This window comes from Candidatus Tisiphia endosymbiont of Empis tessellata (genome assembly GCF_964031035.1).
In the GTDB taxonomy this organism is placed as follows: domain Bacteria; phylum Pseudomonadota; class Alphaproteobacteria; order Rickettsiales; family Rickettsiaceae; genus Tisiphia.
In genome coordinates, this window is sequence record NZ_OZ034997.1 from 949,608 (window position 1) to 962,010 (window position 12,403).

Here is a 12,403-nt window from a genome sequence, read left to right on the forward strand (position 1 = left end):
TTGATTATTAGAGCTTAAAATGTCCGGGTTACCGATCTTATCAATAAGTATTTTTTTGCCTTTAGTAAGTGCATTATATATTCTGCTATTTATCAACCAAAGTAGGTCAGTAAATAAGCAAGCCCAAAATAAACAAGTTTATGCGATGTATGTCGCAGTTTTAAGCTCTATCCTAACCCTAATATCTACTATTTATTTATTAGTTCAATTTGATAATACATCAAAACTTTATCAATTTGTAGAATGCTATAGTTGGATTCAATCTATAGGTCTTGAATTCCACATTGGAGTTGACGGAATTTCAATATTCTTTATTGTTCTGACAAGCTTTTTAACCCTTATCTGTATTATAGCTAGTTTATTTACCGTCAAAAAATATATCAAAGAATTCTTATTTTGTTTTTTATTAATTGAGTCTTTTTGCATTGGGGCTTTCTGCTCAATGAATTTACTATTATTTTACTTATTTTTTGAAGTAATATTGATCCCTATGTATATAATTATAGGAATTTGGGGAGGCGAAAATAAAGTTTATGCTGCTGTAAAATTCTTCCTCTATACTTTTTTGGGGTCGGTATTTTTCTTATTGTCACTCATATATATTTATAGCCAAGTTCATAGTTTTAATATGCTTGATCTAAATGAATTAGTACCTTCATTAACATTACCGGTGCAGAGGGTTTTATGGTGGGCAATCTTTATAGCCTTCGCAGTGAAAGTTCCTATGCTGCCGTTCCATACGTGGCTTCCTGATGCACACGTACAAGCACCAACTGCTGGATCTGTCATTTTGGCTGGTATATTGTTAAAACTTGGAGCATATGGGTTTTTACGTGTATCATTACCAATGTTTCCAAATATATCAAAAGAATTTGCATTTTATGTATTAGTGCTGAGTATTTTTGCTGTAATATATGGTTCACTAGTAGCACTGACTCAAAGAGACATGAAAAAGATGATAGCTTATTCATCGATAGCTCATATGGGCTATGTGACTGGAGGGATTTTTAGCTTAACAGAAGCTGGGATTAAGGGAGCCGTATATCAAATGATTAGTCATGGTACTGTGGCATCTGCTTTGTTTTTGATAATTGGTACTTTGTACGATAGATTGCATACTAAGGAGATAGACAAATATGGTGGAGTGGCAAATAAAATGCCAATACTTGCCACCTTTTTCATGATTGCCATGCTTGGCTCTATAGGTTTACCAGGCACTAGCGGTTTTATAGGAGAATTTTTAAGTTTGGTGGGTATTTATCAAGCTAATGTAGTAGCAGCTATTATAAGTAGTGTTGGCATTATTCTTGGAGCTGTTTATATGCTAAAACTTTATAAGGAAGTAATGCTAGGACAAATTACTAATAATCAGGTTATAAGTTTTAAAGATCTATATCTTTATGAGATACTTGCAATTATGCCGCTTTGTGTAGCAATAATTTATTTAGGTTTGTTACCAAATACAATTATGAACATACTGGATTTATCAACTCATAAAATCTTATCACAAATACCTTGTGTTGTAAAATAATTACTTAAATTAACTTAATTATTATTATTTTAACGATTTTTTTAGATATTTATAAATTAATTTTATATTATTACTTGTAAGACTCAAACAACTATGCTAGGGTTTATTAAAATCTTTCTTAACTATAGAATTAATAGGTTATACAAATGTTAAAAGACAATTTAAATTCAGAAATTATTACTAACGAATTAAATGTTGAAACAGAAAAGATTGAAGAAACAGAAGAAGAAAGAGAAAACCGCTTAGATCGTGAAGAATCGGCTAGAAAATTAAAGGCAATTATATTTGTCGTTATCCCACTTTTGGTTGGGTTTCTAACGTTTACTTATTTCTTTCTTAATTCAATAGAGGAAAAAAGTAAGCTTTTGAAACAAGAACAGTCAAATCAACAGTTAGATCAACAGACTGATCAAAATACTCCAACAAAAACCAAGTAAACCCTAAGTTCACATGCTTTGCTGAGTATAGGAGTATTATATCCTAGTTCATCATTCCATGTGGTGTAGGGGCTTGCCTCATAGTACCCTACATTTTTCTATAATCGTCATAGCAAGGTTCTTTAGATGCCGTGGCGATCTAGGTAAACAGCTAAGCTGTTTTTTTAGAGTAACGCTTCGCGTATCCTAGATTGCCGCGTTGCCGCTTTTTCGCGACTCCTCGCTAATAGACGATCAGTAGCCATTTTAATAGTGGTTATATAAAAAATGTAGGGTACTATGGGGCTGCCTTTGTAATCAAGGTTTTATTACGTGTATACTCGAATGATTTGGAGAAGTGTAACTTGTTACATCGAATTCAGGTGATTTGAAAATGCGGGGCGAGTGAGCGGAACATATATTTAGTCACACTACTGGACAAAAAAGTTAGCTTGGTTGCACAAAGTGTAACATATAAAATATGCAATATCATAAAATATTAAATTACTTTTAACTGTTTCTTAATTATATAAAGTGCGAAACTCCTGATATACTACATTCTCACTTTATGCAAGCAGTTATTTGAAAATTTTTGTAAACATTCATAATGGCATCGTCAAGTTAAGCTAAAAAATAATTTGGATTGCATAATAGATAGTATATATTTATAGAATGGTTTCATAATAATCACGTAATCTATTACTTATATTTATGTACATCAATAAACCTCCAAAGAGACATCGTTTTCCAGTTAGTATTATCAGTCATGCAGTATGGTTATATCATAGGTTCAATAACAGTTATCGTGATATTCAGGAACATATGGTCTATCATGGGATTATACTAAGTCATGAAACAGTGAGGTTTTAGTGTTATAAGTTTGTACCTAATTTCCAATATGTAATAAGAAAAAGAGGTTTATGCAACAAACAAATAAGTTAATCTTTAATTACAAAAAAACATCTCATATACCATGCATATTTAATAATCAGTCATTTATTGTAATTCGGTCATTTAAAAGTAGTAATGAGGACTATTTTGTAATAGTTAATATTAATACTCTAGAAGTTAAGATAGTCGCTCAGAACTTATGTGCTTACCGTAAGAGTGATCAAGATGGCAGATATTTCTCATTAAAGGAACTTGAATCTTCTGTATATTATAGATCATTGTATTATTTTAATAATATAAAAGATAGTAGAGAGAATCAAGGACTCAAGAATATTCCAGGAGTCAAAGGATGTTTTTTATCCATAGATATGTGTCCATCAATAAAAATGTTAGAACATAATTTATTTGATGCAATTTTAAAAACTGCTAAAAGAAGTCAAGAAATAAACCTATTAATAGCTGTAAGTGGTTTATGGATAGCAACACATCTAGAAGACTTTATGTGGTTACAAACTCTTCCAACCCAAAATATAAAAATCACGTGGGTTAATCATAGTTTTAGTCATATTTTCTACCCTGATAAAGATTTTACAGACAATTTTTTATTACTACCAAATACTGATATAGAAAATGAAATATTACAAACCGAACACTTGCTAATTGAAAGGGGCGAATTACCATCTCCATTTTTTAGATTTCCTGGGTTAGTAGCCAGTCAAGAAATATTAGATATATTAACTTCTTATGGGCTAATACAATTAGGTGCAAGTGCGTGGATACATAAGCTTCCTGAACATGAAACAGTTAAAGATGGTGATATAGTATTAATCCATGGAAATGGTAATGAAGATAGAGTATCCCTAGATAAATTGATTAAATTAGTTCAATCAGATCAGTTTTTATGGAAAAATTTACAAACAGAACTAAGTTTGAGTAATATACTGCTATGATTTCAAGAGATAAAGTAGCTTACTAGAATACTCCCGTTTGATATATCCGAAAAAACTACTACTAGTCTTGAATGGCTCCCCGGGCCGGACTCGAACCAGCGACCGAACGGTTAACAGCCGTTTGCTCTACCACTGAGCTACCGAGGAACATTTGCCTTTATATAGACTAGGTTTCTTATAACAAATCTTTTGACTATGGTCCAGTATTTTCTTGTTTTATCTATAAAAAATCAATAGACCTCTTACAGAATTCGTTTATGCTGAGAAATTTAAAGGCAACTTGAAACCTCGACCCGCAGAGTATGAGTATACTCAAATGTACGTGAGGAGCAGAATACCGGTAGCACGTACAAATTACCAACAGAAGTGGTATTATGCAAGAGGTCTATTTAAGAAACATTACTATGCTGGTGTACCTGAGCATTCATTATTAATCCAAAACCAATAAGCATTGATACCATCATTGTACCACCGTAAGATATAAAAGGCAAAGGCACACCTACCACTGGCAATAATCCCATTACCATAGCTATATTTATAAATACATGACTAAATAGGATTGATGTTATGCCTATTACCATCAGTTTACTAAATATAGCTCTACAATTCACAGCAATCATTAATGAAATTATTATAATTGCAGAATAAAGAATTAACAGAAACAAACTACCAACAAAACCAAATTCTTCAGCAAAAGTAGCAAAGATAAAATCGGTCTGATGCTCTGGTAAAAAATCTAGATGGCTTTGGCTACCTTTAGCTAGCCCCTTGCCCCACAACCCACCAGAACCAATAGCGATTTTTGATTGAATAATGTTATATCCAGCTCCAAGAGGATCTTTTTCAGGATCAAAAAAAACCATGATTCGTTTTCTTTGGTAATCATGCATCACTTGCCACATAACTGGTATGCAAGTAAGGACTATAATACCAATTATCACAAAATTTCTCACTCTAAAACCAGCAGCAAAAAAAATAATACTAGCAATAATGATATTAATCACTCCAGTACCTAGATCCGGTTCTTTTATTATCAGTATAACTGGTACTATCACACCTATTATAGGCAATAATATCCTGTAAAATCTAGCACAGTTCTCAATTTTTAGTTGATGAAAATACCTAGCTAACATTAACACTAATGCTAGTTTTGTTGGTTCAGAAGGCTGCACACGGATAACTCCTAAATCTATCCAACGCTTTGCTCCCATAGAAATAGAGCCAAAAAGCTCAACACTAACTAATAAGATAATAATAGCAATGTAAAATATATATGAAAACTTAAATATATATTTTATATCAATGGTTGCAATAATAATCACAACTGGTAAAAACAGGAGAAAATGCATCATCTGCTTATACGCCCAAGGGTGAATATTACTATCTGAAGCGGAATACAGTACAACAAAACCAATGCTACAAATCACACTAATAAGAATAATTAAAGTAATCGGTAGCTTCTTTAGTTTTTCAAAATAATTTCTTTGAATTGACATTCTAGGTAGATATCCATAAAAATTAGCTGTAAAATGACATTATTGATTACGATTAAAAAACATGAAATTATTATTACATAACACACTTACTCACAAGAAAGAAGTTTTCGTACCGCTAGATAGTAATTTAATAAAAATGTATGTTTGCGGCCCAACTGTCTACGATCATCCCCATATTGGTAACGCTAGGTCCGTAGTAGTATACGATATTTTATACCGCTCACTAAGCAAAATATTTGGTCAAAATCATATAAAATATGTGCGTAATATTACCGATGTTGATGATAAGATAATAAATAGAGCCAAAGAACTCAAAATAACGATTTCTGACTTAACAGTTAGAATCACCGAAGAATTTCATGCTAATATGCAATATCTAGGTTGCAAAACGCCAAATATCGAGCCAAAAGCTACCATGCATATTGATGACATGATTGTGATTATTCAAAAATTACTTGACCTAAATCACGCTTATATCGCAGATAATCACGTTTATTTCGATATTTCTACCGCCCCAAATTATACAAAATTATCAAATCGTAATCTTGATGAAATGCTAGAGGGAGTGCGTATTGAAAATAATCCATCAAAAAAGCAACCATATGATTTTGTATTATGGAAACCAGCCAGTAAAGATGAAGAAATATTGGCAAATTTTGATAGTCCTTGGGGAAGAGGTAGACCAGGCTGGCATATAGAATGTTCAGCGATGAGCTATAAATATCTCGGAGAAAATTTTGACATTCATGGTGGAGGGGCAGACTTAATTTTTCCTCATCATACTAATGAGATAGCACAAAGTACATGTGCTTTCCCGAACTCTCACTTTGCTAAATATTGGGTGCATAATGGATTTCTGACCTGCAATGGTGAGAAAATGAGTAAATCGCTCAATAATTTTATTACGGTAAAAGACTTAATAGACCAAAAAATCCCTGGTAGCGTAGTTAGATTACTGTTATTGAGTAGCCACTACCGTAAACCATTAGATTACAACAATAAAGCTCTAGAAGATGCTACAAAAACCATAAATTATTGGTATAGAGCGATAGAAAATTTAGACATTAACAAACTTGACGTTCAGAACATTCCAGAAGAATTTTTATCTCACTTATTCGATGATATGAATACACCTCTAGCCATTAAAGTAATAAACGATTATGCTAAACTGATCTTTGCAAGTAACAAAGAAGATGATAAATACTTATATGCCTCTTACTTACTTTCATGCAGCAATTTTATAGGTCTAATGACCCAACCAGCTAGTAGGTGGTTTTACTGTGAAATAAATGATGAACCGATTCTCCAACATATTAAGCAACGTAGGCAAGCTAAATTACAAAAAAATTGGTTACTAGCTGACCAAATTCGTCAAAATTTATCAAAAGATGGCATAATTCTAGAAGACAAACTAGATGGATCAACTAGTTGGAGAAAAGTTTAATTAAGAATATTACGTTCAACATAACCCTTGCAAATATGTTGATCAAATATATAATAAGCTTTGCTTATTAATATTAAAGCAAAATTCACACGTAAGAGCCTAGTTGTTAGTCCAATTTCTTTGGTATCAACTCTTGCGGAGGAGTACCTATAATATGTAGGTACATAACTAACATTTTAAGGAGATTTAATAATGTCTAAACTACAAGCTGTTAATGTCAGAGATTTACTTGATGCGGGGGTGCATTTTGGTCATAAAACCTCACGTTGGAATCCAAAAATGGCATCTTACATTTATGGTGTAAGAGATGATATTCACGTAATTGACTTACAACAAACTACTGCTCTAATGCAGGTAGCTTTGGGTGTAATTTATGAAACTGTCAAGAAAAACGGTAAAATATTATTTGTCAGTACTAAAGTTCAAGCCAGTGATATAGTAGCTGAGTATGCAGAGAAATGTGGGCAATATTACGTTAACCACAGATGGCTTGGTGGTATGTTAACTAATTGGGGGACAATTTCTGGCTCAATAAAAAAGCTAGATAATCTTGAGAAAATTTTGGGGAATGAAGAGGAATATTCCGGTTATACTAAGAAAGAAATACTGGAAATGACCCGTAAAAAGGATAAATTACTTAAATCCTTAGGGGGTATTAGACATATTGGGACAAGACCCAATTTGCTTGTGGTAATTGATACTAATAAAGAGCATTTAGCAATCCAAGAAGCAGTAAAGTTAGGTATCCCAATAATTGCTATTGTTGACACTAATTCCAATCCAGATAATATAGACCACCCTATTCCCGGTAATGATGATGCAATAAGATCTATAAGACTCTATTGCACCTTGTTTGCTGATGCCGTACTTGCCGGTATAGAAGAGGCTTTAGCTGCATCTGGTGTTGATTTAGGAAGCATAGCTACTCATGAAGAAAAAGGTACAAATATAAAAGGTGTTACTAAGTTAAAATCAACCAAGAAATTTTCTAAGACTCTATATCTAAATAATCAAGAAGCACTAGAGTCAGAGTTTGAGACAGCTTTAGAGCTTGCAGAAGTTGCTGCAACAACAAAATAACTAGTACTTATGGGGGTATTAACTTAATTAAGTAGCCTCGATGTTATTCCTGTTAAGGTTGATGCTATCCCTGATTCCCCTTCGATGTCATTCCTACTTCAGTGCGGAATCTAAAGAAACAGACAGGAATGGTGCTTTAGACATTTTATATCCCAGTCTAGGCTGGGATGACATTAGACCTCTTTCGAAACTCGCTTGTGCCTGAGGGATTTGAAGGAGACGCTTCACCTCGAACCGCAGCATACTCTAATGTACGTGAGGATTCGAGTACCGCATCGACGTACAAATCACCAGCAGAAGTAGAGTTTCGAAGGAGGTCTATTGAAGGTGTAGGGATGCTAGGTCGCAGGAACACCAATTCTTGAAGTTATACTTGAGTATACTACTCCTCAATCCAATAAAAATAACTATAAACCTTAAATAAAGGAGAGTAAAATGATAAATGCTGAACTTCTAAAACAATTAAGAGAGAAAACTGCTGCAGGAATGATGGACTGCAAGAAGGCTTTGCTTGAAGCAAAGGGAGATTTTGAAGCAGCTATTGATTGGTTAAGAAAAAAAGGATTATCAGCTGCAGCAAAAAAAGCAGATAGAATTGCTGCTGAAGGACTAACAGCAATAAGCATTAAAGATAATGTTGGGGCTATTATAGAAGTAAATTCGGAAACAGATTTTGTTGCAAGAAACGATAAGTTTCAGCAATTGGTTAGGAATATTGCTGAACTAGCTTTGACACAAGATAATTTACCATCACTAAAATTAGCAAAAACATCAACAGGTAGATCAGTTGAAGAAGAAATATTAGACAATATTGCTACAATTGGTGAAAATTTAAATCTACGTCGTATGGATGTTTTACGGGTATCAGAAGGTGTGATTGCATCTTATGTACATAATACCGTTGCTGATGGTCTAGGTAAGATTTCTGTCATTGTTGGTTTACAATCAACTACCAAAGATAAAGCTAAGCTTCTAGAATTAGGACAGAAAATTGCTACCCATATAGCGGCAAGTAATCCTTATAGCCTTGATGCATCAAGTTTGGATCAAACATTAATTGAACGCGAAAGAAATATATTTTTTGAACAATCAAAAGCTTCCGGTAAACCGGACAATATCATTGAAAAAATGGTTGAAGGTAGAATACGTAAGTTCCTAGCAGAAGTTGTTCTGCTTGAACAAAACTTTTTATTTGATGATAAATTAACAGTTTCTGAAGTTATGGATAACGCTGCAAAAGAATTAGGAACTTCGATTAAAATTACACAATTTATAAGATATGAACTAGGTGCAGGCATAAAGCAAGAAGATAAGAATTTTGTGGACGAAGTTGCAGCTGTCATGCAAAGTTAGGAAAAACTGATTATATTTGAGAAAATAATGATTTGGTCAGCAAAAGACTTAACTAGTGCGTTGAATATTGAAGTACATCCTGATATTCAGGGGAGGCAGATTCAGTTTAATTCTAATTCCGTTATAAACGGCGATCTGTTCATTGCTCTGCAAGGTAATAATGATGGACATAATTATGCCTTACATGCTCTGCAGCGAGGGGCAAATGCAGTAATTATTAGTAAGGAAATAAAAGGATTATCTGATAATAAAGTAATTATGGTCTCTGATACCTTAACTGCTCTACACCACATGGCTGAGTATAAACGTAAAAAATCTAAAGCAAGGTTTATTGGTGTTACCGGTAGTATTGGTAAAACGGGTACTAAGGAAGCAATCAAAACTATATTAAGTTATTTTGGACCTACTTTTGCTAGCAGAGGAAATTTTAACAACCACCTTGGCGTGCCTATAAATCTTGCTTCGATGCCTGATGATATAGAATATGCTGTTTTTGAAATGGGTATGAATCATTCAGGAGAAATAAGAGAGCTGACAAAAATGGTACGACCTAACATATCAGTAATCACCACAATAGCGGAAGCCCATCTTGAATTTTTTGAATCTATGCTTAGTTTGGTTGATACCAAATGTGAAATTTTTGAAGGAATGCCAAAAAATGGCATAGCTGTTGTAAATTCAGACCATCAATATTATGACAGAATTTTACAGAATCTTAAACAATTATCGATTAATAATATATATAGTTTTGGTAAGTCTGAAGGCACAGATTCTAGATTAACATCATATGAGCATGTTGGACAAGAAGTACGTCTACATTATTCTATCTGTAACACTAAAATAGATACTAAAATTCCTTTTGTACCGGAACATTATGCTAGAAATTATACTGCCGCTCTTCAGGTAGCAGCAATACTGAACTTAGATATTAATGCTACAGCAACACAATTAAGCAAAATATCATTAACTGAAGGATGTGGTAAATTAGTCAACGCTAAATATAATGATCAGAACTATCAAATCATCTGTGATTATTATAATGCTAATCCAGCATCAGTAAAAGCTGCTTTATTATATCTAAAACAGCTTAGTGGACAGAAAAAAGTTGCTATACTAGGTGATATGCTAGAATTGGGAGAAAATTCCATAAAATTCCATAAAGACTTAATACCAGCAATTATTGACTCCGGTACTAAGAGGGTTTTTTTAGTAGGTAATCTTACCAAACATATATACGACTCTTTGCCAAATGACATAGAAAAAATGCATTTTGATAATGTTGATTTGTTGATAGAAAACTTAAATGAATTACTTAAAGGCGATGAATTACTCTTACTAAAAGGATCTAACAGTATCCAACTTAGTAAAATTATACAATCTTTTGAATTGCTACAATGATATACAACCTTCTTGCCCCCTATATACATAAATTACATATAGCAAATTTATTCCACTATGTTACTTTTCGTATTGGACTTGCCATATTATTTAGTTTGACCCTTTCTTTTTTAATAGGACCTAGATTAATTAGATTTTTACAAAATTTACAAAAATATGGTCAACCAATTCGTGACGATGGACCAGAAACGCACAAAGCAAAAGTAGGAACACCAACTATGGGGGGGATAATGATTCTCTTCACCGTTTGTCTTTCCACTCTATTATTCTCTGACCTTACTAATAAATATATATGGATAGTGTTATTTGTCTTTGTTAGTTTTGGTGTACTTGGTTTTATGGATGATTATGCTAAAGTAACAAAAAACCACCATAAAGGCGTTAGCGGAAAGAAGAAATTATTTTTTCAGTTCACTATTTGTCTAATTGCCTGTTTACTATTAAGAGATTCCAATAGTCAAGGAAACAATCTGCTAACTATTCCATTTTTTAAAAATTTATTGATTGATTTAGGTTTGTTTTATATACCATTTAGTATGTTTGTGATAGTTGGTGCATCAAATGCGGTAAATCTAACAGATGGTCTTGATGGTCTTGCCATAGTACCTATTGCTATTACTGCAGGTTCTTTTACCTTAATTATTTACTTGGTCGGTAATAGTTTCTATGCAAATTATCTACAAATTATGTATATACCAAATATTTCTGAATTAACTATCTTCTGTGCTTCAATTGTTGGTGCTAGCCTAGGATTCTTATGGTTTAATGCCCAGCCAGCAGAAATTTTTATGGGAGATACTGGAAGCCTAAGTCTAGGTGGCGTTCTTGGTGTTATTAGCGTTATAACCAAACATGAAATTGTACTAGCAATTATTGGCGGATTATTTGTTATTGAAACTTTATCAGTAATTATTCAAGTATATTATTTTAAAGCTACTAATGGTAAAAGAATTTTCAAAATGGCCCCGCTGCACCATCATTTTGAGAAACATGGCTGGCCGGAATCAAAAGTTGTGATACGTTTTTGGATTATAGCCATAATATTTGCTCTAATTGGTTTATCTTCACTAAAACTGCGGTAGAAAAGCTATAGTCAATTCAGGAAGATTGGGTAGCAGGAGCGATCGAAGACGGCACTACCTACTTCTCATCAATTGACTATATATATTATACCATTTCCGAAAACTAATCATCACGTCGTCGTACTTCATGATCTCCGCTCCGGTGCTTGACACTCGTACTCCGAGTAGCAATTTAGTTTTGGGAAATGGTATTATTATTGCTGATTATGACATGCACAATTATTGATTGTAATTTTAAATTATTTTACAGTCTAAGATTAAATTATTGTTGATTATTTAATTATTTGCTATATAGTTGATCTAAGACAAAAAAATAGCTTTATGAAAACTACCTTACCTAGCCGATCACTAGTTATTAAAGAAAAACTAGACAATATTGTTAAAGAAATTCTAGACGTAGGCAAATCAAAAATAGCGATGATTATTTTATTTGGTTCTTATGCTAGAGGCGATTGGGTACAAGACATATATCAGCAAGAGCATATTACCTACAGCTATCAAAGTGATTTTGATCTTTTGTTGATTTTAAAGAAAGGCAAATATGCAGGTCATCAAGCTAGAGAATTACAATATACGATAGAAAAAAGGCTCGATAAAAAATTCCCAATTACTATAGATACCATGATAAAAAGGCAGTCAGTTACCCTGATATTTGAGCCTATTAAGCGGATAAATAGCCAATTGGAAAAAGGTCAGTATTTCTTTTGTGATATCAAGAAAGAAGGAGTTCTTTTATATGATAGTGGTGAATTTTAGTTTGGA

At 33.0% G+C, this 12,403-nt stretch carries 12 protein-coding genes and 1 tRNA gene; 11 read left to right on the plus strand and 2 right to left on the minus strand.

The features are described 5' to 3' along the window. The first annotated feature begins 19 nt into the window (after nucleotides 1-19). From AAHM86_RS05055 to AAHM86_RS05070, 4 genes are all read left to right on the plus strand, one after another. Nucleotides 20-1,531, plus strand: coding sequence for an NADH-quinone oxidoreductase subunit M (locus AAHM86_RS05055; protein ID WP_341747888.1), 1,512 nt, complete (start codon nucleotides 20-22; stop codon nucleotides 1,529-1,531). A 146-nt stretch (nucleotides 1,532-1,677) separates the two neighbouring features. Further along, nucleotides 1,678-1,968 carry a hypothetical protein gene (locus AAHM86_RS05060; protein WP_341747889.1) on the plus strand — a complete coding sequence of 97 codons (291 nt, stop codon included), beginning with the start codon at nucleotides 1,678-1,680 and terminating at the stop codon, nucleotides 1,966-1,968. A 690-nt stretch (nucleotides 1,969-2,658) separates the two neighbouring features. Continuing rightward, entirely contained in the window at nucleotides 2,659-2,817 is a 159-nt protein-coding gene (locus AAHM86_RS05065; protein ID WP_410521236.1) for a hypothetical protein, read from the plus strand. Between the two features lie 50 nt (nucleotides 2,818-2,867). Further along, the gene (locus tag AAHM86_RS05070) at nucleotides 2,868-3,788 is read left to right on the plus strand and encodes a hypothetical protein (protein ID WP_342267502.1); all 921 of its coding nucleotides are present in this window, start codon (nucleotides 2,868-2,870) and stop codon (nucleotides 3,786-3,788) included. A 72-nt stretch (nucleotides 3,789-3,860) separates the two neighbouring features. Here AAHM86_RS05070 and AAHM86_RS05075 read toward each other — a convergent pair. Continuing rightward, a tRNA-Asn gene (locus AAHM86_RS05075) sits at nucleotides 3,861-3,935 on the minus strand. Between the two features lie 242 nt (nucleotides 3,936-4,177). Further along, on the minus strand, nucleotides 4,178-5,278 hold the full coding sequence (rodA, locus tag AAHM86_RS05080) for a rod shape-determining protein RodA (RefSeq protein WP_342268388.1): 1,101 nt from the start codon (nucleotides 5,276-5,278) through the stop codon (nucleotides 4,178-4,180). 67 nt (nucleotides 5,279-5,345) lie between these two features. Here rodA and cysS point away from each other — a divergent pair, with 67 nt between their 5' ends. The 7 genes from cysS (at nucleotide 5,346) to AAHM86_RS05115 (ending at nucleotide 12,397) form a co-directional block, all read left to right on the plus strand. Continuing rightward, entirely contained in the window at nucleotides 5,346-6,728 is a 1,383-nt protein-coding gene (gene cysS, locus AAHM86_RS05085; protein WP_342267503.1) for a cysteine--tRNA ligase, read from the plus strand. A gap of 192 nt (nucleotides 6,729-6,920) precedes the next feature. Then, entirely contained in the window at nucleotides 6,921-7,808 is an 888-nt protein-coding gene (gene rpsB / locus AAHM86_RS05090; RefSeq protein WP_342267504.1) for a 30S ribosomal protein S2, read from the plus strand. 167 nt (nucleotides 7,809-7,975) lie between these two features. Further along, entirely contained in the window at nucleotides 7,976-8,173 is a 198-nt protein-coding gene (locus AAHM86_RS05095) for a palindromic element RPE1 domain-containing protein (protein ID WP_410521543.1), read from the plus strand. 70 nt (nucleotides 8,174-8,243) lie between these two features. Beyond that, entirely contained in the window at nucleotides 8,244-9,161 is a 918-nt protein-coding gene (gene tsf, locus AAHM86_RS05100; RefSeq protein ID WP_342267505.1) for a translation elongation factor Ts, read from the plus strand. A gap of 27 nt (nucleotides 9,162-9,188) precedes the next feature. After that, a complete protein-coding gene (locus AAHM86_RS05105) occupies nucleotides 9,189-10,559 on the plus strand; it encodes a UDP-N-acetylmuramoyl-tripeptide--D-alanyl-D-alanine ligase (protein ID WP_342267506.1) in 1,371 nt (456 codons plus the stop codon). Then, nucleotides 10,556-11,641: a phospho-N-acetylmuramoyl-pentapeptide-transferase gene (gene mraY / locus AAHM86_RS05110; RefSeq protein ID WP_342267507.1), complete on the plus strand. Its 1,086-nt coding sequence runs from the start codon at nucleotides 10,556-10,558 to the stop codon at nucleotides 11,639-11,641. The genes AAHM86_RS05105 and mraY overlap by 4 nt, the downstream gene beginning before the upstream one ends. A gap of 321 nt (nucleotides 11,642-11,962) precedes the next feature. After that, nucleotides 11,963-12,397, plus strand: a complete 435-nt coding sequence (locus tag AAHM86_RS05115; protein ID WP_342267508.1) for a hypothetical protein — start codon at nucleotides 11,963-11,965, stop codon at nucleotides 12,395-12,397. Nucleotides 12,398-12,403 lie beyond the last annotated feature (6 nt).